General features: G+C 42.9%; 16 protein-coding genes and 1 pseudogene. 4 read left to right on the top strand and 13 right to left on the bottom strand.

Annotated elements, in window-relative coordinates; genetic code table 11:
* The first annotated feature begins 27 nt into the window (after nucleotides 1-27).
* On the top strand, nucleotides 28-678 hold the full coding sequence (locus BQ7480_RS03650; RefSeq protein WP_072541764.1) for a response regulator: 651 nt from the start codon (nucleotides 28-30) through the stop codon (nucleotides 676-678).
* A 255-nt stretch (nucleotides 679-933) separates the two neighbouring features.
* A complete protein-coding gene (locus tag BQ7480_RS03645; protein WP_083581748.1) occupies nucleotides 934-2,679 on the top strand; it encodes a fasciclin domain-containing protein in 1,746 nt (581 codons plus the stop codon).
* A gap of 74 nt (nucleotides 2,680-2,753) precedes the next feature.
* Here BQ7480_RS03645 and groL read toward each other — a convergent pair whose 3' ends face one another.
* From groL to BQ7480_RS03620, 5 genes are all read right to left on the bottom strand, one after another.
* Nucleotides 2,754-4,391 carry a chaperonin GroEL gene (groL, locus tag BQ7480_RS03640; RefSeq protein ID WP_022354478.1) on the bottom strand — a complete coding sequence of 546 codons (1,638 nt, stop codon included), beginning with the start codon at nucleotides 4,389-4,391 and terminating at the stop codon, nucleotides 2,754-2,756.
* A gap of 40 nt (nucleotides 4,392-4,431) precedes the next feature.
* Complete coding sequence (locus BQ7480_RS03635) at nucleotides 4,432-4,704, bottom strand: co-chaperone GroES (RefSeq protein WP_007562047.1); 273 nt, start codon at nucleotides 4,702-4,704, stop codon at nucleotides 4,432-4,434.
* A 175-nt stretch (nucleotides 4,705-4,879) separates the two neighbouring features.
* The gene (gene rmuC, locus BQ7480_RS03630) at nucleotides 4,880-6,289 is read right to left on the bottom strand and encodes a DNA recombination protein RmuC (RefSeq protein WP_072541762.1); all 1,410 of its coding nucleotides are present in this window, start codon (nucleotides 6,287-6,289) and stop codon (nucleotides 4,880-4,882) included.
* Between the two features lie 142 nt (nucleotides 6,290-6,431).
* Nucleotides 6,432-7,796: a histidine--tRNA ligase gene (hisS, locus tag BQ7480_RS03625; protein ID WP_072541761.1), complete on the bottom strand. Its 1,365-nt coding sequence runs from the start codon at nucleotides 7,794-7,796 to the stop codon at nucleotides 6,432-6,434.
* Between the two features lie 82 nt (nucleotides 7,797-7,878).
* Nucleotides 7,879-8,556, bottom strand: a complete 678-nt coding sequence (locus tag BQ7480_RS03620; protein WP_072541760.1) for a zinc metallopeptidase — start codon at nucleotides 8,554-8,556, stop codon at nucleotides 7,879-7,881.
* 146 nt (nucleotides 8,557-8,702) lie between these two features.
* Here BQ7480_RS03620 and BQ7480_RS03615 point away from each other — a divergent pair, with 146 nt between their 5' ends.
* A complete protein-coding gene (locus BQ7480_RS03615; RefSeq protein WP_072541759.1) occupies nucleotides 8,703-10,862 on the top strand; it encodes a DNA topoisomerase 3 in 2,160 nt (719 codons plus the stop codon).
* Here BQ7480_RS03615 and BQ7480_RS03610 read toward each other — a convergent pair.
* The gene (locus tag BQ7480_RS03610; protein WP_072541758.1) at nucleotides 10,852-12,009 is read right to left on the bottom strand and encodes an acyltransferase family protein; all 1,158 of its coding nucleotides are present in this window, start codon (nucleotides 12,007-12,009) and stop codon (nucleotides 10,852-10,854) included. The two genes, BQ7480_RS03615 and BQ7480_RS03610, sit on opposite strands and share 11 nt — an antisense overlap.
* 71 nt (nucleotides 12,010-12,080) lie before the next feature.
* Nucleotides 12,081-12,647: a Crp/Fnr family transcriptional regulator gene (locus BQ7480_RS03605; RefSeq protein WP_072541757.1), complete on the bottom strand. Its 567-nt coding sequence runs from the start codon at nucleotides 12,645-12,647 to the stop codon at nucleotides 12,081-12,083.
* Nucleotides 12,648-12,888: 241 nt separating this feature from the next.
* Here BQ7480_RS03605 and BQ7480_RS18120 point away from each other — a divergent pair.
* Nucleotides 12,889-13,000, top strand: a pseudogene (locus BQ7480_RS18120) (IS982 family transposase); the annotation flags it as partial.
* Nucleotides 13,001-13,200: 200 nt separating this feature from the next.
* On the opposite strand, the gene BQ7480_RS03600 reads toward BQ7480_RS18120, so the two are convergent.
* From BQ7480_RS03600 to BQ7480_RS03575, 6 genes are all read right to left on the bottom strand, one after another.
* The gene (locus BQ7480_RS03600; protein ID WP_072543883.1) at nucleotides 13,201-14,700 is read right to left on the bottom strand and encodes a sulfatase-like hydrolase/transferase; all 1,500 of its coding nucleotides are present in this window, start codon (nucleotides 14,698-14,700) and stop codon (nucleotides 13,201-13,203) included.
* Between the two features lie 73 nt (nucleotides 14,701-14,773).
* Nucleotides 14,774-17,410 (bottom strand): glycoside hydrolase family 2 TIM barrel-domain containing protein, encoded by a 2,637-nt coding sequence (locus BQ7480_RS03595; RefSeq protein ID WP_394332643.1) that lies wholly within the window; start codon nucleotides 17,408-17,410, stop codon nucleotides 14,774-14,776.
* Nucleotides 17,411-17,526: 116 nt separating this feature from the next.
* Nucleotides 17,527-19,092, bottom strand: a complete 1,566-nt coding sequence (locus BQ7480_RS03590) for a sulfatase (protein ID WP_072541755.1) — start codon at nucleotides 19,090-19,092, stop codon at nucleotides 17,527-17,529.
* A gap of 137 nt (nucleotides 19,093-19,229) precedes the next feature.
* On the bottom strand, nucleotides 19,230-20,798 hold the full coding sequence (locus BQ7480_RS03585) for an arylsulfatase (RefSeq protein ID WP_072541754.1): 1,569 nt from the start codon (nucleotides 20,796-20,798) through the stop codon (nucleotides 19,230-19,232).
* A 9-nt stretch (nucleotides 20,799-20,807) separates the two neighbouring features.
* Nucleotides 20,808-22,442, bottom strand: coding sequence for a beta-galactosidase (locus BQ7480_RS03580; RefSeq protein WP_072541753.1), 1,635 nt, complete (start codon nucleotides 22,440-22,442; stop codon nucleotides 20,808-20,810).
* A 75-nt stretch (nucleotides 22,443-22,517) separates the two neighbouring features.
* Nucleotides 22,518-24,461: a RagB/SusD family nutrient uptake outer membrane protein gene (locus tag BQ7480_RS03575; protein WP_235816632.1), complete on the bottom strand. Its 1,944-nt coding sequence runs from the start codon at nucleotides 24,459-24,461 to the stop codon at nucleotides 22,518-22,520.
* Between the last annotated feature and the right edge of the window lie 49 nt (nucleotides 24,462-24,510).

Here is a 24,510-nt window from a genome sequence, read left to right as displayed (position 1 = left end):
GTTAATAAATAAAAAGACAAAGCATAAATGAACCTGAATGTAGCCATTATCGACGATCATCCTCTTGTATTGGAAGGGTTGAAAAGCCTGTTGTCCCATAGCCCGGGGATAACAAGCATACATACGGCACAGACAGGCTCACAGCTGAAAGATTTAATGGGACAATTTGATTTTCAGCTCTACATCATCGATTTGGATTTGCCAGACATAGATGGATTTATACTCATACACCAGATAAAACAGAAAGACCCGACAGCCAAGATTGTGGTCAGTACCATGCACGAAGAAATCTGGATTGTCAACAAGCTGAAAAATCCGGACATTGATGCAGTCGTATTCAAATCGTCGGCAGGGAAATACATTGAGAAAGCCATACAGGCTGTCCTCAAGGGGAAAACATACTATTGTCCGCAATTCCAAAAACTCTATAAAGAAAAAGAAAAGGTCAGCAATACGACCGACACGCTTGATTCTGCCCCCACCATTCGGGAACTGGATGTGCTGAAAGCCATTGCCAAAGGAATGAATACCCATGAAATTTCCGAGTGCCTCTTTATTTCAGAAAATACCGTAGAATGGCACCGCAAAAACCTGATGGTAAAATTCGGCGCAAAGAATGCCACCGATTTGGTCATCAAGGCACTTTCAAAAGGCTATCTCAGTATTCCCCTGAACTAAAATACGCCATCCTTTATGATGGCATACAAAAGAATCTGTTACTATAATTCTTTCGGGACGAAAATACAACTTATTTAATTGATGTTCCAATAAGCTTATCTGAAAACAAACAGAAAACCTACGGAAAAGAAATCACTGAAAAACGCAATATCCCCAGCCGACTTCAAAAGGGGAATCAGACTATTTGAAAAAGGGAAACACTCCATTTCATTTTTAGGAGACTTATTATAAAACCACCTTCAAAATAAACGCCTTATGAAAACCTTTACGTATTATTTAGCAAGCATTTTTGCATTGTGTATTCTACACGCTTGTAGTGATGAAGAATCTCCCAGTCCGCAACCTCCTCCTTCCAAAGGACAGGAAGAAGTGCAAACCATTGTAAAAGTCCTGAAAGAAAGCGAACCGCAGGTGAGCCAGTTTGTGGAAATACTGGAAAAAACAAATGTAGCCGACCTCCAGGAAAGTCAACTGACCGTTTTTGCCGTGAAAAACGCCAATGCCGCCAGTCGCACCGAGAAACTGGACACAGCTTCCATTAAAAACCACATCATAAAAGGACAGTACACCAAAAACGAACTTACTGAAGGAAGTACCTTGACCAGTATCAGCAATGAAACACTTTACGTGACACGTGAGGAAGACAACATTCAAATCAACGGCATCCAGATTGAAGGAGAAGCCATTCCGGCAGGAAACAGTTATGTATATGTCGTACCTGAGGTTTTTCCCATGCTCGACGGACCGATTGTCAGCTTACATGAAACGACCATTCTTGTGCTATTACCTACTGGAGAACCGCTGGAAGGTGTGACCATTGAAGCCCAAGAAGGAAATGGTACCGTACTGGGACCTTTCACGACCGATGAGAACGGAGCAGCAATCATCTCACATCAGAATGATACATTAACCTATGTCATCAGCAAAGAAGGTTACTCCAATCTATCCGACGGCTTCCTCATTGAAGGAGCTGACGCCAATGGCAATCTTATCTTCACTGACTTAAATGGAGATGGAGTAATCAATGTAAATGACAAGGTAAACAGCGAACCGTATAGATACTACCTGAATTATAGGAACCTTACAGAAAACAGTGTAACCAAAATCTGCTACATGACCAAAATTGAGGAGGTAAGCGTAGCGGATATTCAAAACAAATGGAACGAAGAGCTCGGCATCTACCTGACACAAGTCAAAAATCTGGAATACAGCCTGCTATACGATACCTATTTCGACTATAACATGGTGGAATATACTTCCAGTCCTTTCTGGGAACTTGCTTACCAGACTTTGGAAAACGGTAAAAAATACTTGGACCAGGTTACCTCATTAAATACGTCGGAAGGATGGGCCGCTTCTTGGGATATGACCGTCGACTACACAATGATTCAAAACCAATTATTAGGATATTATGGAAAAATCATGCCCAACGACAACGAAGCAAGTCAAGACTGGCTACTCTACTATCTGACAGATTTGATATCCAGTTCAACCGAGAAAAGACAGTTGGCAACCAGAGCCTTGCTAGGGAAAACCTACCTGATTTCCGGATATTACCAAGAGGCCCTTCAACAGTGCCAATATATACTGGACAGCAATGCATTCAGTCTGGATCCGGAGGCAACAAACCTGTCAGACAGTCAGGAAGTCCTTTGGGGAGGATACAAAGATAATTTCGGAAATCCGGGAGGAAGCTACATTCATCCCGTCCTTTTACGAGAGGTATATCTCATGGCCGCCATCGCCTATTCTCTAATAGGGAATGAGATGCAAGCCACTGAAATCAAGAATCAACTAAAAGAGGCATTCTCACTAAATGGAACAGACTGGGCGGAATATATTCAGCTGTTACAGGGCACAGGAGGAGCCTATCCTTATTATCGTCTGCTGAACATTCCCATCGAACAAACTGGATTCAGCAGTCCCACCAATTATTACTTACCTATTCCTGCGGAAGTACTCAACAACAATCCGGATATGACACAGAATCCGGGATACTAAATTCTCTCTTATACAAAAAAATCCCAGCCGGAAAATCCGGTTGGGATTTTACTTTTATAGCTTGAAAGGAGAAATTACATCATGCCTCCCATACCGCCCATTCCTGGAGCAGCCATCGGCATGTCAGCCTTTTCCTCTTTCTTTTCTACGATGACACATTCAGTAGTCAGGAACATACCGGCAATTGAAGCGGCATTTTCCAAAGCCACACGCGTTACCTTGGCAGGATCAACCACACCGGCTGCGTGCAAATGTTCGTACACATCCGTACGGGCATTGTAACCGAAGTCACCCTTGCCTTCACGTACTTTCTGAACTACTACAGCACCTTCCTTACCGGCGTTTGCAACAATCTGACGAAGCGGTTCCTCGATGGCACGTTTGATGATTTCAATACCGGTTGTTTCGTCGGCATTGTCACCCTTCATGCCTTCCAACGCATCGATGGCACGGATGTAAGTCACGCCACCACCCGGTACGATACCTTCTTCAATAGCGGCACGAGTAGCACACAAGGCGTCATCTACACGGTCTTTCTTTTCCTTCATTTCCACTTCGCTGGCAGCACCTACGTAAAGAACAGCTACACCACCTGACAATTTGGCCAGACGTTCCTGCAGTTTTTCTTTGTCGTAGTCAGAAGTAGAGTTCTTGATTTCGGCCTTAATCTGGTTGACACGTTCCTGAATCAATTCTTTCTGACCGGCACCGTTTACGATAGTAGTATTTTCTTTTGTCACAGTTACCTTGTCGCAAGTACCCAGCATTTCCAAAGTAGCCTGTTCCAGTTTCAAGCCCTTTTCTTCGCTGATAACCACACCACCGGTCAATACGGCGATATCTTCCAGCATGGCTTTACGACGGTCGCCGAAGCCCGGAGCTTTCACTGCACAAATCTTCAACTGGCTACGCAGACGGTTCACAACCAAAGTAGTCAAAGCTTCGCTGTCCACATCTTCTGCGATGACGAGCAACGGACGTCCGCTCTGTACAGCCGGTTCCAAGATAGGCAAGAAATCTTTCAAGTTAGAAATCTTCTTATCGTAAATCAGGATGTACGGATGTTCCATCACGCATTCCATCTTTTCCGTATCAGTTACAAAGTAAGCTGACAGGTAACCACGGTCGAACTGCATACCTTCTACTACACCGATGGTAGTATCAGTACCTTTAGCCTCTTCAATGGTGATGACACCATCTTTAGAAACCTTACGCATGGCATCTGCAATCAATTTACCGATTACCGGATCATTGTTGGCAGAAATAGTAGCGACCTGTTCAATCTTGTCGTAGTTGTCGCCTACAGTTTCAGCCTGTGACTTGATTGATTCAACCACTTTTGCAACGGCCTTGTCAATACCACGTTTCAAGTCCATCGGGTTAGCACCGGCTGTAACGTTCTTCAAACCTACGCCTACGATTGCCTGCGCCAATACGGTTGCGGTAGTAGTACCGTCTCCGGCATCGTCTCCAGTCTTTGAAGCTACTGATTTCACCAGCTGTGCACCAGTGTTCTGGAAAGGGTCACTCAGTTCCACTTCCTTCGCTACTGTCACACCATCCTTTGTGATGTGAGGAGCACCGAATTTCTTTTCGATGATTACGTTACGTCCTTTCGGGCCCAGTGTTACTTTCACTGCATTAGCCAGTTCGTCTACACCTTTTTTCAACTGATCGCGAGCGTCAATGTTGAAGAGAATATCTTTTGCCATATTGAATTTTCCTTTCTAATCTTTTAAATAAATGAATGAATTATCCCAAAACTGCCAGTACATCGCTCTGACGCATCATCAAATACTTCACGCCTTCGTATTCGATTTCTGTACCAGAATATTTTCCGTACAAGACCGTATCGCCCACTTTCAAGACCATTTCTTCGTCTTTTGTGCCATGGCCTACGGCCACTACTTCACCCTGCAACGGTTTTTCTTTTGCTGTGTCAGGAATAATAATACCGCCGATTGTTTTTTCTTCTGCAGGAGCCGGAAGAATCAGGACTCTGTCTGCTAATGGTTTAATGTTCATAATGCTATATTTTTTTACGTTTATACTAGATTATAATCTCATGCGTTGTACATGAAAGCATCAACTTTCTTACGAAAAGCGTGCCAAAGCTCAAAACTGCCATTCTGACATGATTTTACTGACAAAGTGGATTTGAACGCTGACATCATAAACAGTTTTTTTCTTCCTTCCATTCTTATTTCTCTTCTAAAGAAGTAAACAGGTCTCTTGCAGAAGAATCTGGCGTCGCATCCTTATCTGCTTCTTGCCGGAGACGGGGAGAGAATTTCTTTTTCGACGTAATCCCCAGCTCCGTCAGCATGTCCGCCTGACGAATCAAATTACCTTTTCCCTGCGAAAGCTGTCCCAAAGCATTCTTGTAAGCCGTGGAAGCCGCCTGTAGCGTATCACCGATTTTCTCGAAAGTCTCGGTAAATCCCACCAGTTTCTCATACAGCACGGTACCTCGCTTGATGATGTCCTGAATGTTTTTCACCTGATACTCCCGCTTCCACAAATCCAGCGCCAGCCTCAGCGCCGCAATCAGGTTTGTAGGACTCATCAGCACCACTTTCTTCTGATACGCATAGTTCCATAAGTCTGGATCGGCCTGCAACGCCAGCAGATAAGCCGGTTCGTTGGGTACGAACATCATCACGAAATCCAGGGCCGACACATTGTAACTGGAATAATCCTTCCGGCTCAATTCATCGATATGTGTCCTGACCGAAACCAGATGCGCTTTCAAGTACTGTTCTCGCTGTCCAGCATCCTCACATCCCACATAGTTGGCGTAGGCCGTAAGCGATACCTTCGAGTCGATAATCACCTGCCGGTTGTCCGGATACACCACCAGTACATCGGGCTGCATCCGCTGTCCCAGCTCATTCTTAAGCGGTTCCCCATGCTCATCTTTCAAGAATTCCTGACGGAAATATTCTTCCCCCTCCCGCAATCCGGAGTTCTCCAAAATGGTTTCCAGAATCATTTCTCCCCAGTTTCCCTGCATCTTGGAATCTCCTTTCAAGGCCCGGGTCAGGTTGTTGGCATCGTCACTAATCTGCTTGTTCAGCTGCATCAGTTCCTTGATACGGTCCTCCAATGAAAAGCGCTGTTTGGATTCCTTATCATACACTTCTTCAACTTGATGCTTGAACTCCTTCAGGTTTTCGCCGAAAGGTTTCAACAGATTGCCTAGCGTTTCCGAGCTGAGTCGGTTGAAAGCCTCCGTCTTCTGCTGGAAAATGCGGTTGGCCATGTTCTCAAACTCCATATTCAACTGCTTCCGCAACTGCTCCACTTCTTCCTTCTGATGCATCAAACGCTCTTCCAAATTCCGACGTTCCGCTTGTGAAGCTGCCAATGCCCGACCGGTCTCACTCCACTTTCCGGAAAGTTCGTCCAACTGCCCGTGCAGTCTCTCCGTCTCTTTCTTATACTGTTCTGCTAAAGCCGCCGCACGTTCCTTCTCTGCTTGAAGCAAATCCTGGGCATGTGCCTCGCTCCACTGCAACTGTGAGCGCAAAGCTACCGATTTCCGGGCAGCAAACAAATAGCCAAGCAGCCCCCCCACTATCATGCCCATCACTAAATATACGATTTCCATACCTTCTGCAATTATTTAATTTATCAAAGTAGACCGACAAAAAACACAGGTTCCACGAAACCGAAGTCCGAAGCCTTTACATCTTCCGCCTTCTCCCGTGAAACCTGTGTCCTTATTGTTTTATTTATATAATGAATCACACTTATCCGTGAATGGCATCCACCAGTTCATCCGGAGTGACCAGCGACTGCTCGCCGCTTGCCATATTCTTCAGTGTCACTTTTCCTTCTTTCATCTCATTCTCGCCCACAATGGCCACAAACGGCACCATCTTCGCATTGGCATAGCTCATCTGCTTTTTCATCTTGGCTGCATCCGGATAGATTTCCGCACGGATACCTGCCGCACGCGCCTGTGACAAAATCGGAAGTACATAAGCCGCTTCCGCCTCGCCAAAGTTAACGAACAGCAGCTGCGTGCCGTTCACGGCTTCCTTCGGATACAAATCCAGCTGGTTCAGCACATCGTAAATACGGTCGGCACCGAAAGAGATGCCTACCCCTGACATACCGTCCATACCGAACACACCTGTCAGGTTGTCATAACGGCCACCTCCGCTAATACTACCAATCTGTACATCCAAGGCCTTCACTTCAAAAATGGCTCCTGTATAATAATTCAATCCGCGGGCCAACGTCAAATCCAGTTCCACTTCCGACTTGATGCCTAGTCCGGCAATCGTCTTCAGGATAAATTCGCTTTCCTCCACCCCTTTCAGACCGGTTTCACTGGCAGCCAGCACATTCTTCAATGTAGCCAGTTTTTCTTCGTTCGAACCGCTCAGCAAGATAATCGGCTGCAACTTGTCAATCGCTTCCTGCGGAATACCCTTTGAAGCCAATTCCGCATTCACATTGTCCAAACCGATTTTATCCAACTTGTCGATGGCTACCGTAATGTCGACAATCTTATCTGCTTCTCCGATAATTTCTGCAATACCGGTCAGAATCTTGCGGTTATTAATCTTAATGGAAACCCGGATACCGAATTTCTGGAACACCGTATCAATCATCTGCACCAGTTCCACCTCGTTCAGCAGAGAATTGCTGCCCACCACGTCGGCATCACACTGGTAGAACTCACGGTAACGCCCCTTCTGAGGACGGTCGGCACGCCATACCGGCTGAATCTGGAAACGCTTGAACGGGAAAGTGATTTCATCACGGTGCATCACCACGTAACGTGCGAAAGGAACCGTCAGGTCATAGCGCAAACCCTTCTCACAGAACTTGCTGGCCAGCTTGGCTGCGTTCCGGCTCAACAGCTCTTCATCGGTCAGCCCGGAGAAATAATCCCCCGAATTCTGGATTTTGAAAAGCAGCTTATCACCTTCCTCCCCGTACTTACCCATCAAGGTAGACAGGTTTTCCATGGAAGGAGTCTCTATCTGCTGAAAGCCATAAAGATAGAACACTTCGCGAATCGTGTTGAATATATAGTTACGTTTCGCCATTTCCACCGGCGAAAAGTCTCTTGTTCCTTTCGGTATACTTGGTTTTGTTGCCATAATGAATCAGTCTTTAAATTAACGGGGCAAAATTACGAATAAAATTTCTACCTTCCGCACACAAAATGGAAGGATTTCACGCTTACTCGCGGCGATTCATATAAATTGTCACGTAGTAAATCAACGTAGCCAATGAACCCAGTGCCGCTACTACATACGTATAGGCAGCCGACTTCAAGGCATCCGTGGCCTGCTGGTGGTTGAAGGCATTGGTGATACCTGCCCGACTCAACCACGCCAACGCCCGACGACTGGCATCAATCTCTACCGGGAGCGTAATAATACTGAACAAGGTAGTCATGGCAAACAGACAAATGCCAATCAGCAGCAGCTGCGGGAAAGAATTTACCATAAGGATACCTGCCAGCAGCACCCAAGAAACGATGGAAGAAGAAAACTGTACCACCGGTACCAATGCTGAACGCATCCGCAAAGGCGCATATCCCCGCGCATGCTGTACGGCATGTCCACACTCATGGGCAGCTACTGCCGCCGCAGCCACACTTGCACTTCCATAAACCCCTTCACTCAGGTTCACCGTCTTGTTCATCGGGTTATAATGGTCGGTCAGCATACCCGACGTACTGGTCACCGTCACGTCGTAAATACCGTTGTCACGCAACATTTTTTCGGCGACTTCCCTTCCCGTCATCCCATTGGTCAGCGGAATCTGGGAATATTTCTCAAACTTACTCTTCAGGCTGGCCTGCACCATGTAACTGAGAATCGCAATACCTATAAATACAATCCAAATCAACATAAATTCTTCATTTAATCGTTATATATTCTATCTTACAAAAACCTTGCCAAAAGAAAGGCTGTCAGTCGTTTCCGCTCAAAGATAAAGATTTTATTTTTCTATTCAGGCAACTTTGCGTAATTTTGCCCCATATTGAAAGAAAGACCATGATAGTTTGCATCGCCGAAAAGCCCAGCGTGGCACGCGACATCGCCGACGTGCTGGGAGCCAAGAACCGAAAAGAAGGATACATTGAAGGAAACGGATACCAGGTGACCTGGACATTCGGGCATTTGTGTACCCTGAAAGAACCGCATGAATATACTCCTTCATGGAAAACGTGGAGCCTGAGTACACTTCCCATGATTCCTCCCCGCTTCGGCATCAAGCTGATCAACGACAGCGGGATTGAAAAGCAGTTCCACATCATCGAAAAGCTGATGCAGGAAGCCGAAATGATTATCAACTGTGGGGATGCCGGCCAGGAAGGAGAACTCATCCAACGGTGGGTAATGCAGAAGGCCGGAGCCAAGTGTCCGGTCAAACGGCTCTGGATTTCCTCACTGACGGAAGAGGCCATCCGCGACGGCTTTGCACACTTGAAAGACCAGTCGGAGTTCCAGCCGCTCTACGAAGCCGGACTGAGCCGGGCCATCGGCGACTGGACCTTGGGCATGAATGCTACCCGACTCTATACTCTGAAATACGGACAGAACAAACAGGTACTTTCCATCGGGCGGGTACAGACACCTACCCTGGCCCTGATTGTGAAAAGACAGCAGGAAATCGAACATTTTGTACCCAAACAGTACTGGGAACTGAAGACGGTATACCGGGATACGGTCTTCTCGGCCATCGTACGCAAAAGTGACGAGGAACTGGCAGAAGAAGCCGAAAAGGAAAAAGAGAATCCTTCGGCCAAGAAAAAGACACAGGCTGATGCCAACCGAGGCATTCCGCAGATTACCGACGAACAGACGGGAAAAGATTTGCTGGAACGCATCCGGAACGTAGACTTCACCGTGACTGAAGTCAGTTCCAAGAAAGGTACAGAAGCTCCTCCCCGCCTGTTCGACCTGACTTCCCTTCAAGTAGAATGCAACAAGAAATTCAGCTACTCGGCCGACATGACCTTGCAGCTCATCCAGTCGTTGTATGAAAAGAAGGTGGCCACCTATCCGCGTGTGGATACCACTTTCCTGAGCGATGACATCTATCCCAAGTGTCCGAAAATTCTGGAGGGACTGAAAGATTATACCGTTTATACGGGCGTACTGGCCGGGAAACCGCTCTTCAAGTCGAAAAAAGTATTCGACAACAGCAAGGTGACCGACCACCATGCCATCATCCCTACGGGCGTACAGCCGCAGGGCCTCAGCGACATGGAGAAACGGGTATTCGACCTGATAGCGCGGCGCTTCATCGCAGTGTTCTACCCCGACTGCAAATTCTCGACGACCACCGTCATCGGAGAAGCCGACCAGATAGAGTTCAAAGTAACCGGCAAACAGATTCTGGAACCCGGCTGGCGGGTCATCTTTGCCAAGGACGTGTCGGAAGAAAACAAGGAAAATGAAGAAGAAAGCGTGTTGCCTGCCTTCACCAAGGGAGAAAGCGGTCCGCACAGTCCGATGCTCAACGAAAAATGGACACAGCCGCCCCGACCCTATACTGAGGCTACTCTGCTGCGTGCCATGGAAACCGCCGGAAAGCTGGTGGACAACGACGAACTGCGGGATGCCTTGAAGGAGAACGGCATCGGCCGCCCGTCTACCCGTGCCGCCATCATCGAGACTTTGTTCAAGCGGCATTACATCCGCAAGGAACGTAAAAACCTGATTGCCACTCCTACGGGTGTGGAACTGATTCAGCTGATTCACGAAGAACTGTTGAAATCGGCCGAACTGACCGGTATTTGGGAAAAGAAACTGCGGGAAATCGAGCGGAAGAGCTACGATGCGGGTACCTTCCTGGCCGAACTGAAACAGATGGTCACCGACATTGTGTACAGTGTGTTGCGCGACAACAGCAACCGCCGTGTCACTGTCACTACCGACGACAGTCCGAAAATCCCGTTGAAAAAAGCCGCTGTCCCCAAGGGCAACGACGGTGAGCCCAAGAAGAAAGCCGCTCCCCGCAAGCCACGGGCCAGCAAGAAAGCCACCGCGCCGGATACTCCTAAAGAGGATACCCTTCCTGCCGACGACAGTATTTTGGGCAAAGCCTGCCCCGTATGCGGCACGGGAATCATCATCAAGGGAAAGACGGCCTATGGCTGCTCGCAGTGGAAAAACGGATGCAAGTTCCGCAAACCCTTCAAAGTGTGATTACAAACTTCCTGCCCAGCCACTTCCTTACAGGCTCATCATAGAGTTTCAGACACAGATAGGCCAAGACGATGCTTCCGAAATAAACCAGTGCCGCCATCGGCCAGGTTTCTCCCAGCGTGTACAGTTTGTTTTCAATCAGCCACGCATAGAACAGGTACATCAAAGGATAGTGAATGGCATACAACGGATAGGATATATCGCCTAAAAACTTGCAAATACGGGTCGACCGCTTGTCGGTGGTCTGTCCGGAGGCCCCCAGACAAACCAGCATAGGGAATATGAGGACAATGCAGACCATCTCGAACACCCCGTTCAGACACACGGGCGAATGGCCCCCAATATAAGGTACACAAAAAAGCACCAGCAGAATGACGCTGCAAATCCAGAACGCCCCCCGAACCTTCAACGGGCGGAAATTCCGCGATATCAGCATTCCCAGCGTGAACGGAAAGAGCATCCGCAACATTCCTCCCCAGAAGTTCAGTCTGTCGAGTGTCCAGCCCACGCCAATCATACCGTAGCCCACCACGTCGGACAAGGCAAACCAGGAGAGTCCTAATCCAAGCAATATCACCAGGACGGTCAGCGCTTTGTTGCCCAACCGATGGATGAAAAGGGCATAAAGGAGGTTCCCGATGTATTCAAAAAACAGCGACCAGCTGGGACCGTTCAGCGAAAACATCTCCCCGTTTCCGCGTACGTCATAACCCGCTCCCGGATAGGCCGGAATGAAAAACATGGCCAGCAAGAGAGCCAGCATGACCGCGGAGGTAGCCACCTGCGTGCCGTCCCACTTCACCCCTCCCTGGATAAAGAAGGTGAGGCAACCGATGACCGCTCCCATGACAATCATCGGATGGAGGCGAATCAGTCTTCGCTTGAAGAAGCCCTTCAAGGTCAGGTTCTTCTTCCATCGGTCGTCGTAAGCATAGCCGATGACAAAGCCCGAAAGTATAAAGAAAAAGTCGACGGCCAGGTAGCCGTGGTTGATGACCGTGATGAGGGTGCCCCCTCCGGCAAAGGAAAATCCTTCAAAAATGTGATAAAACACCACCAGCAGTGCAGCCACTCCTCTCAGTCCGTCGAGCAGTTCATAATGGGGTTTCGTATCGGCAAAGGCCGAGGAAGAAATTAGATGATTCATATTGGAATAAATTGAATGTGACCCTGCAAAGATAGGGAATCACCCCCAATTAAAATTTGTCCTACATCAAATTATGGCTTCTTGCTTCGCAGTCTGCTGAGCGTGGAAAGGGTAATCCCCAGATAAGAAGCAATGTATTTCAAGTTCACCTTCCTGCATATTTCGGGAAACTGTTTCTGGAATTCCTCATAACGTTCCTTGGCCGGGAGCGACAGCCGCTCTTTATGACTTCTGTGGAGCCTTCTGTATTCATTCTGATGGATGATTCTTCCCCAGTTGCATAGTTCCAGATTCGTTTCGAACAGATGTTGGAGGTCGGTTATACTGATTCTGTAGGCTTGCACTTCCTCCAAGGTTTCTACATATTCCTCACTTTTCCGGTTGTAATAAAGTTCATCCATACTGAACACAATGCCGCCTTCTGTGCCAAATGAAGTGGTATATTCTTCCCCATCCACAACCCAATAGGCTCTTATGGTACCTTTTTCTATGAAATAGGCATATTTGCAATAAATTCCCTCTTTAATCAGCTGGTACTTTTTAGGAAAAGTACAAGGTGTCAAATAAGACTCCAGCTCCTTGATAGTAGAGTCGGATACAGGACATTGCTTTCTGATACTCTCAATAATATTTTTCATCAATCAATCTTACCCCCACATATAAATATGATACAAGAAAATCCCTGGCAGATTCCCGGAGGTTAAAATTACAGAGATTTATGGTATGAAAGGTGATTTCTCCCCAGAAATTATGCAGCAACTCTTCCTAATTAATGTGAGTTCGAAATAATAATAAATATATTTTACTGATAATCAAAATCATAGCAATAAAATCACTAAATTTATAGTGACCAATTATAACATTTAAACGATAACTGCTATGTTTCTAAAGTCTAAAGTTACAGAGATTTATTGTATGGCCGATGATTTTTGTAAGGAATTCTACATTACGACAGAAAAAATATATGATTAAGGATAAGAAGACCAAACATTGACGTAAACTTTATCAATAACAGACAGACAACTTTCTATTTTTTGACTTCATTTCGAGCTCAGGTTATTTTTATAATTCTAGTATTCTTCGGGATGGACTTCTCACTTCCCGAAGAATACTAACTATTCTCCAACCCCTAAGTATACAATGCATGCCAGTTTAATAAATTCAAATTTCTAATAAGAAAAAAATTAAAGGTCACATTTTTCTCAGTTTTTTCAATATATCCATAAACTCTATAACTTTCTCTTTATTATCTTTGGCACAATTCACTTTCTCATATTCATCATTTTTAAGATAATAAAGCTGAGGTTCAGTACTATTTCCAGATTCAACTTCAGGTATCCATGGAATACCAGCAGGACCATTATTAGGCTCGATAAACTTCCATTCTCTATCTCTCACAGACAAAGTATGATTATACGACTGTTCCACTACCCAGTCTCTACCCAAAGTATCACACCCCAAAATAGCCCCTATATAATTCTCACTGTCCGGAGCAGAACCTTTGGGAATACGAGCACCAATAAGCTCACCAAGCGATCTGATCAAATCAATCTGTGAAATTAAAGCATCAGATTTTCTCCCACCTTTAATACCATTGGGCCACGAAACAATAAACGGAATTCTTGTCCCTCCCTCAAACGCACTATACTTATTGCCCCTCAACCCCCTGGTAGGTGAATGTCCATTCAGTAATTCCTCAGCCCTATCATCATATCCATCATCCAAGACAGGACCATTGTCACTAGATAATATGATTAAAGTATTATCATAAATGCCCAAATTCTTCAAAGCAGAAACCACCTGCCCTACAGTCCAATCAAACTGTACGATAGCATCACCACGCAACCCCATTGGATTTTTTCCTCTAAATCTGTCATGAGGAAATCTTGGCACATGCACATCATTAGTGGCCAGATACATAAAGAAAGGGGTATTCTTGTTTTTATTGATAAACTCTATCGCATGACAAGCTATAGAATCAGCTATATTTTCATCTTTCCATAAAGCCCTTCCACCACCTTTCATATACCCGAACCTACTTATTCCATTAACAATAGCCTTATCATGCTCATGAGTTGGTTTTAAATTATACAACAGTTCCGGATGATCGCATCCTAAAAGTTCACCAGGAAAAGGCTTTGAATAACTCACCTCTATTGGAGCCGATGGATCATAATCAGCCACCATACCATTTTCTATAAAAACACATGGAACCCTATCAGCCGTTGCTGCCATAATATATGAATAGTCAAAGCCAAGATCTCCCGGATGAGTAGGCAAAGGAGCATTCCAATCCTGTTTGCCTGTCTCAGCTCCAAGTCCCAGATGCCACTTCCCGATAACTGAAGTTCTATATCCCGTATTTTTGAACACATCAGCCAAAGTATACTGATTCGGATTTATAATCATAGCAGCATCACCTGCAGCCACATCTGTACCTTCCTTTCTCCATGCATATTCACCAGTAAGTAAAGAATATCTTGATGGAGTACTTGTTGCCGCCACTGCATAAGCGTTGTTAAACAAGATACCGTCACTAGCCAGACCGTTTACTGCAGGAGTAAGAACATTCTTCGCACCATAACATTCAAGGTCGCCATATCCCAAATCGTCGGCATATATTATAATTACGTTTGGTAAAGACCTTTGCGAAACATCAGGGCTTGAAGCCATAAGAGAAGCAGCCTTCATTGTAAGACCAATTCCCATCAAATAATTTAAATTAGCCTGAAACATACAATACACTATATAAAATCAATTTATATTACTCAAAATCAGATTGTTGTTTTTCAACCTCCTTAAGTTTCAATCTACTAAGTTCCTGCTGTAACCTTTTAATTTCACTTTTACAATCAGTATTACTTTCAGAAACAACACCATCATTCTTTTTATAACCTTCCAGCAACAGAGAAAGCTCCTTATTATCAGCTATCAGCTTATGCTTTGAAGCAACAGACTTAATTATGAGCTCGGCAGATAAGAGAGTATGAATACCTTCAAATACAACAGAAGCCTTTACCTTTATCTCACCGGCATTGGTATTGGCACGAACCAATACAGGAGCTGTTCCCCATTGTACCTGGCGAGGGTTAGTGAAAGTTGCTTCATCTGCAACAAGCTCACCGTTTCCTTCAATCTCAAATTTAATATGATAATTGTTCAGACGCTTGATATTCCCTTTATCATCTGCCACAGCTGCAATAACTGTAACCAAATCGGAACCATCAGCAGTAGTTTCCACATTCTCATTATCAACCCACATAACAATCTTAGAAGGACGACGTGCAGGCAAGACTTTATGGGTAGCTACGACCTTGCCATCCACCAGTCCCTCCGCAAATAAATAAGAATCATTATGCTTCCTTTCACGAGCTAGTTTTTTATCATACATTACATCCCACACATTCTCAAAAGTAATGACAGGAGAAGGCATGCCCATGTCTGTTTTTTCCTTCTTGTAGATATATTGTTTACCATTTTTACAATATGTAAGCCTTACTTCATCACAATTACTATAAACGGTAACATCTTTAGGAGAGAAGGGGGTCATAGCATTAGCTATATAAACCATAGGCCCTGTTTCCGAAATGAGCATATCATTCTTCTGTGCAGGACGCTGCGAACAGAACATATAATAAGCCAACTTAGGCTGACGGAAAGCATCCATTATGCCACCATAAAAAGGATCTGGATGATAACCACGCTGATGATCAAACGAGTGCCACAGACATCCCCCCATATGTTGTCGACTGTTTCTGTAAAGAACATCATAACAAGTATACTTATAATCAGTCTTTGCATATCCCTGAGCCTGAATAAGCATAGGAATTTCACCCCATGCTCTGTTTACACGACTTGGAGAGTTATGAGAATTCCAATCATCCACATTATCTCCCCATTCACGGGTAAAGTATGAAATTTCAGGATTCATGTTTTGGGTATTAAATGCACCACCCGCTCCATTAAGAGGATGAGTAAAGTGAATAGGAAAATATTCACTGCCACGAGCTGTTACATCACACCCTGCATAACAATAGGGGTACGGATATTCTTCATGCAAAATATCCACCACATTTTTGGCAAAATCTTCCGGATACCATGTTTCATTAAGAATAGGCTCCCACATCCATACAGACGGATGATTGCGGTCACGCCGTACCATATTGCGTATATCATTGTATACCCTTTTTGCAAAAATGGGAGCATCATTCCAGAACTGCCAACCGGGGGTGTTTACAATTACAAAAAGTCCTAATTCGTCACACGCATCCATAAAAGCCGGATCCTGCGGATAATGAGCGTTTCTTATCACTCTTAATCCTGCATCACGCAGTTTCTTTGCATCTCTCCAATGAAGACTGTTGGATAAAGCATTACCAATAACGGCAAAATCCTGATGCCTGTTGGCTCCAATCAACGGATACGGGTAAGGTTTACCATTTAACCAAAAACCATCTTTTCCTTTAAATTCTATACTCCGTATACCTATTTTTCTTCGATAGCCGTCAATTATATTGTTATTCTTATCTTTGATATATACGTGCAGCTGATATAAATATGGGGAATCAGGATCCCACAAATGAGGGTTTTCGACATTCATACCCACCGTCGTGGTACGGGCTTTCCCTTTTGAAAGAGAAAAACTTTTACTGTTGGATTGAACCTTATTCCCATTTCTGTCATACAGTTCATATTCCACTTTTCCTGAAAATGATTTTGATGACATATTTCTCACATGAGCATCCAGCCGGATATTTGCTGATTTATCTGAAACATTATTATATGAGACGAACAAACCTCCACTAGCTATTTCATTTTCATAATTAGGATCTGTCAAATAGACATCATTATGAGCAATCATCCAGCAATCGCGATATATCCCTCCAAAATAAGCAAAATCAAGCATATCCTGCTGTTTCCCAGGAGGATAAGAAGCATCATTCGCATTGTCAGCCCATACTGCAATTACATTATCCTTTCCATATACAAGATAATCTGTAACATCAGATATAACAGGGAGAAATCCACCAAAATGTTCTTTTACCAGTTTTCCATTAACCCACACTTTTGATTTACCCATAATAGCTTCAAAGTGCAAGAACAGTCTCTTTCCTTTCCATTCCTCTTCGGGAGTAAAATGCTTGCGATACCACACTTCACCCTGATAGTTTATGCATCCGCTCGCCTCAGCAGGAAGTATCTCCATTCCGTCGGGCAGTGAAACGAGTTTCCAACGACTGTCATCAAATTCTATATCTTCTGCTCCTGTCACATTTCCTTTGTGAAAACGCCAAGCAGGGTTCATACTAAAAACTTTTCTACCAGTGTTATCTAATTCATAAAAACCTGCCGTCGAATATTCCGGTTGATATGAATTAGCAATCGCACACAGGCCGTTCATTCCATTTAAGAGCAACAAGAAAATTGTTAATCTGATTAAAAATAAAGTATTTCTCATGTTATTAAATTAATCGTTATACAGAATTATGTTCAGTTCGGTTATTCAAATTCATACTGTTACAGTCCATCTGGATAAGGTAAAATTTTACCATCAGATTTTAAAGATGGTCTTTGTGCATTTCTTTCCCTTAAATAATCCGATAATTCGGATGACAACTTTTTCACTATTTCTGGCAATCTTTCAGACAAGTCGATTTGCTCTGAAAGGTCATCCTTTACATTATAGAGTCTGAATCTTCCATTTTCCCAATTATATATCAGATGATAATCACCCTTCAATATTGATGAATAGGCACCGTATCCCTCTTCAATATCCTGAGTTTCTCCCCATAAATTAGGGAAATGCCACACTATAGATTTATTAGAATCAATATCACTTACATTCTTCAAACACCTGACAAAGCTTTTTCCGTCGACTATCTGCACAGTATGGTAGTCGTGTATTCCTGCCATTTCTATAATAGAAGGGTAAAAATCTTCAATAATAACCTTTTGCAAGCATATACTGCCGGGCTTAGTCACACCTGGCCAGTAAACAAGCATCGGTTCTCTTACCCCTCCCATAAAAGCAGACCCCTTACCAGCACGTGCCGGATAATTGGGATCTCTGTTAGGTACGCCTTCCCTGCAATATCCCAAAGCCTGCCCACCATTATCAGACATAAACAATATTATTGTATTCTGAGCCAGTTTTGGATCCGACTGAATATAATCCATTATATCCCCCAAACTTTTATCCATTCCTTCAACAAGTGCAGCATATTTAGCCTCTTTCTCTCCTAATTTAGATTTAAGTTGTCTATCATATTTTCCTCTATAATTATTGCTGAATCTTTTGTCATCTTCTATAGGAGTATGGACAGCATAATGTGACATATACAAATAGAATGGTATTTTTTCATTTACCGCCTTTTTCATTTCTTTTATGGCCTCTATTGTCAAAGCTTCTGTCAAAAAAATATCCTGACCATGATACTTTTCAAGACCCTTGACGGCAAAGGGAGAGCCTTCGCCGAAATTCTTTATACCCAAATAACTGCCAGGAGCTCCATTAGGACCTCCCGCAATGTTTATATCAAATCCCATATTCGATGGATCAGCCCCAGGAGTTGTTCTTGCACCAAAATGCGCCTTGCCGCAATGAATAGTTCTGTATCCGTTGTCCTTCAATATTTGAGGCAAAGACGTAATAGCTACTGAATTATTTATTACTCCTTTGGTAGCTTCAGGTTGTATTCCATTATAATTCCAGTCAGGCAATTCAATGACATCGCTGTTTGCGTCTGTTTTTTGGTCAAATTCCAATGTCCAGTTAGTAACCCTATGGCGAGAAGCATTCATTCCTGACATTAAACTACACCTTGTGGGAGAAGATATGGCACATGAATAAGCTTGTGTGAACTTTACTCCAAGCCTTGCCAATCTTTCCATATTGGGCGTTTGGTAACGTAAATTCAAAGTTGAAACTTCATTGCCATTGAACGGGACAGAAGTGTCCTGCCAGCCCATATCATCCACTAAAAACATTATAATATTAGGCCTGGCATTTTGAGCTACAACAGAATTTATAGCCCACAAATTACAAGCTAATAAAGGAAAAAATACTGTTTTCATAATATTCATTTTTTAAGAGTGCCACATGCCATAAGAATGATATCTAATAAATGTATAAAAATTTGTATATAAGACACAATACCTATCTTTCTTTTGTCATCCAATATCCCTCATCCTATGGACATGTTTGGCACTCTGGTGTATTATTATTCTCCCTTTTGATTTGGATTCTTAGCCCTATAGAAATTCAATCTTTCTGTCCATGTTTTATCTTCTAATGGAAAAACTTTATGAGTATTAGCCCATTCAATCCATTTAGTCTCAAGTTCTTCAACCTTATCCGGATATTTATCAGCCAAATCATTCGTTTCAAACGGATCTTCATCTAAATTTATTAATTCCCACTGCTCATTCCGGTTAGCTTTTACAAGTTTCCATGTTCCATCAATAATCGCACATGAACTCTGGTGTTCGAAGTATAATGTCCTTTTTTCTATAGACTTACCTTCAGAAGCTGGCAATAAATTCTTCCCTTCCAAATCAGCATGAGAATATTTTTGCGGATATTTCATACCTCCTATTGCCATACATGTAGGCAAAACATCAATAATATGTGCCGGCTGATTACAAACCTTTCCTTGCATCTTATTTTTACTTCTATTTCCATAAGTAAGAATGAATGGTGTGCTTGTTCCACCTTGGAATACCCATTTCTTATAACTACGATATGGAGTATTCGACAAATCCGACATCAACTGACCAATGTATCCTCCTTCATCAGTAGCACCGTTATCACTCAAGAAGATAAATACTGTATTTTCATACATTCCTTTTTTCTTTATGGCGTCAACCAACTTCCCTATACCTTCATCCATAATTTCTATCATGGCTGCATACGTGGCCATATCATTTATCCATTTGTGTTGCTGCTCAGTAGTAAGTTCTTCCCATGCAGGACGCTTTCCACCAAATTCCTTATTGAATAAAGGAAGTTCCATCTCATCAGGTACAAGTTGTAACTGTTTTTGTTTCTCAAATCTTTGTTTACGCAATACATCATAACCGACTTTATATCTGTCAATGCATTTGTCTATATATTTTTGAGGAGCTTGCAAAGGCAAATGAGGCGCATAATGAGCCACATAAAGAAACATGGAAGTCTTACAGTCATGTTTATTTACAAAACTAACCGCAGAATCAGTAATAGCCTGCGTGTAATAATAGTCATCAGGCAGATTGGTAATCCTATCTAAATTATTATATACTGGACTCGGCTTATAATAGCTTCCTCCACCATGAAGGCAACCATAATATCTATCAAAACCTCTCTGCACAGGATAACTTCCATTAGGTGCATCATAGGCTCCAGTCGTAGTTACGTGCCATTTTCCACTCATATACGTACTATATCCTCCTTCCTTCATAATTTCGGCAATAGTCGGATATTCTTTATCTATCTGTCCACGATAACCAGGTCTATGTTCGTCTACTTCGGCCATCCATCCCATACCCGCCTGATGCTGGTATCTTCCAGTAAGTAAGGCTGCACGACTGGGACAACTTCGTCCTGTATTCTTAAATTGACTAAAACGCACTCCTTCCTGAGCAAGCTTATCAATATTGGGCGTTTTTATCTCACTACCATAACAACCAAGGTCTGAAAAGCCCATATCATCACACAGAATAAGAACGATATTAGGAGTTTTTTCTATTTCCGCATACACATTCGTAGATAGAAATGGTATGATAAGTGTAGCTATTTGCAACTTGTTCATAACTATATTTTATTTCATTTTTATTTTTATAAATATTGGTGTAGAATCAAATTTATCATCAACTGCAATTTTCACAGGCTTATTTTTGTCCAGCAACAATGCTGTTTTTTGAATACACTTGCCTGATTTATAAACCTTCATTTCATATTTCCCATCGATTTTAGAGTGGAGAAATAACTTTAAATTCCCTATGTCTGTTTGATTCATTTCGTTTTCCACTTCAAATGTAGGTACGTATATCATAACAAGAGTCTCCCTGTTGTCAATATTGAGATGACTAATTTTCAATTTTTTATATTCAGAGAAACATCTTACATAGCCAGGACCAGGTAAGCCGCCGAATATTATATCTTCATTCTGTTCGATATTGGCAAACATCTCCATCAGTGTTCTCCGTGCCAATAATGAATCTGCATGTTCCTTTCGAACCTCACCATAACAATAGACTCCGAACCCTTGAGCAGCCCTTTCTAAAGTATGCATTACAAAACTATTGAAATCTTCATTCTTATTAAATCTGCCAATTCCTATTTCTGAAGGAACCAATATTGGTAACTCATAAGAATATCTGCCTCCATCATATCTTTTATCAAGACCTTTAATCGCTTTATACCCATACTGTTTATACAACATAGTGCCTATCACATCCAAATTACCATCTTCATAGAAAGAAGTACTAGTACCAGTCATATCCATACGCAGTTCATCACCAGCCTCTGCCTGTCCTGCATCCAAATTTGTCGACAACATCTTATATGGATCCACTTCATGAAAAGCCGTTGTAAACTGTTTCCACCACCAGTTCATAGCTTCTCGCTTGAATTGAGCATAATCAGTTTTGTTTGTCTTTAGTTTCCACTCCTCATACAAAGCGGCTGTTACAGGGTTATAATCACTCTCATCCAAGAAACTGAATCCCTCTTCATTTCCAAGTTGTACTCCTATTACAGTATCACTATTTCTGTAATGAGAAGCCAGTTCCCTAAGCATACGTTTTATTCGGTAAAATATTTCTTTATGTCCATAAACATGCAAGGGTCTTATTCCACCTTTTTCCACAAGCGTTTTAATATCTTTATACACCACCCCATTCTGTTTTGCCCACTGCATAGTGTAATTGCATGAATCCCTGTCGTCAAGATGGAAAGTCCATGAATTTGTACAATCCGGTAACGGAACACCGTTATATTGTGCATGCAGAAACAATACCCAATTTATTTTTATACCATTATTTCGGGCGTATTTTTCAATACTGTCAGTAAATGTAAAGTTAAAACAATTATCACTGGGTTCTATTTCCTCCCAGTGTATCATAACATAGGCCGTATTGGCTCCCATTCTGACCATATCAGAGAAAACGGAATTATAGTCAATGTTACTTTCATATCTTGTATCCCAATATCCAGTCTCTATGGCCTTTATATAAAAGGGGGTCATTTTCCCCGATTGCTTAGTCATAAAAGCAATTTTCCCATTCTTCAGTCTCACCAGACCACACGCTGAGGGTATGGTATCTTTATAACGGTAATCCGTCACCACTGCTTGCTTTGTGACAAACCGATCCATAAACGCAATCTCATCTTCAGGTTGCGCCAGCAATCTGCAAGGCAACCATAAAAGACATAATAATATTAAACTTTTCATCTTACAAAAATATATTAAAAAGGCTACTTAATAGACCTTCAACTATTAAGTAGCCCCCATTTTATCTTTTGTCTATCAGTTAATTGTAGGTCCCTGATCAGCTACAGTAGGCCATCCAGGATTCTGATAAATAATTGAAGTACTCAAATCGCTCGGATTCGTTGCAGTATTTCTGAAATGTACAATTGAGATAGGGCTCAAATAATGAGCTTCACACCATTTATAACCGCTATTCCACAACTGGTTGGATTCACCATTCACAATTTCATACGGTCTTACGTATTTGCTTCTCTCTTTTGCAGACATATTAGCAGTAGATGAACCGTCTGCCTTCACAGTCTGTCCGTACCAGTTCTGATAGATGTCCACATAGTTTACATCTGCTTCCCAGAAATTGATACCCTCCGGTTGCCATGTACCATCCAGTCTGTCAAGTGCTCTCCAACGTTTCAAGTCATACATACGGAAGCCTTCTTCCATCAACTCACAACGTCTTTCACGACGAATATTATACAACAATTTTGAAACCTGAGTCTTGCCTGAATATACAGCCCAGTCATTTTCCTTACTCAAATCGGTGGCATTGACTGTTATATTATAATCTCCCGGCAAGCCAGCTCTTTCTCTCAATTGTTTCCACAAACCAGCAGCTTTCTGATCAATGCTGTTGCCATTATTTTCCATACATGAAGCCTCAATATAATTTAAGTAAGCTTCTGCTGCACGGAAGATAGGACATCCTTCACCATTTTCATTCCAGTCACGGGTCCAGTTATTTGACAATCCCTTACGCAACTGATATCCTGTCACACAGCGGCTTTCTTCTTTGGAGAACAAAGCAGGATAAGTTGCCAATGTATCCAAGAACTCTGTCTGACCATCTGTCAGAAGTTCATTCGGAGTCATCATGAACATCTGCAAACGTTCATCTCTATTAGCCCGTACTTTCTCCAAGGACTTATCACCCTGATAGTTGCTGCCAGTCGCATAAATCGGCAGACCATTCTTCATCAAGAAAGTTTCTACAAACTGTCTGGTAAAGCCAGTATTACCACCTGTACGCAGATACTGTCCAGCTGAATGTCTGATATCCAAGTTTACGTCATAATCTCTCCACATGATGATTTCAGGATATGAACTCATATCATCGGCAGAGAACTGTGCGAAATAAGGATTCTGCATTTTAGCAGCTCCATCCGCCCATTCATGAGTATTAGTAGCCAGTTGAATATTGTCTGTCACATAAGCAGCTGCCTTCTTACATTGATCCAAGAAGAATTTAATTTCTGTATCAGCATTATATCCGTTCAAGTCTTCAGACTTTCCAGGCCATCCGGGACCACCCGGTACTAAAGCCGTATTGGCATGATAGGTTTCCCAACTTGCCTCATACAATGCGACACGTGATTTCACCAAATAAGCTGCATTCAACGTGATTCTATTGGTTCCACCCTCAGGGTTGTTAGACAAGTAATTAATTGCCTGGTCGAGGTCTTCCAGAATAAAACGAGCAACTTGGTTACGCGGATATCTCTTGCTGGCAGCTACCAATTCTTCCTTCTCATCTTTCAACACATTTTTAATGATAGGAAAATCTCCAAACGTCTGCAACTTATTGAAATAGAACCATGCTCTCAAGAAATAGGCTTCACCAATGTTATGTTTCACCATATCCATATTACCCGTCAATTCATTGGCCTCATATCTCGGCAAAACAGTTTCAAGGAAGTAGTTCAAATTGTACAAAGCACCAAAATACCATGGGTCATCATAATCATTCGAATAATGGTCAGAAACTCTCCACAAACCAGGGATCCATGAAGTACTATAGGAAGCCTTACATTGGTTGTCTGTTCCATTGTCATTTCCCCAAATACCGACTCCGGCACCTGAATGGGTAGAAAAACTATATTGTTTAATCATGTAGGCGCTCATATCAGCGTCAGTCCAAAGGAAGTTTTCCGGTGTAATGGCATCCAATGGCTCTCTGTCAAGAAAATCATTACATGAAGTCATCATAGATAATGATAATCCTCCAGCTAAAATCAAAGCATATTTATTTAGTTTC

This window comes from Bacteroides mediterraneensis, assembly GCF_900128455.1.
In the GTDB taxonomy this organism is placed as follows: domain Bacteria; phylum Bacteroidota; class Bacteroidia; order Bacteroidales; family Bacteroidaceae; genus Phocaeicola; species Phocaeicola mediterraneensis.
Note: the sequence above shows the minus strand (reverse complement) of the source record. Positions and strands in the feature narration are given on the sequence as shown.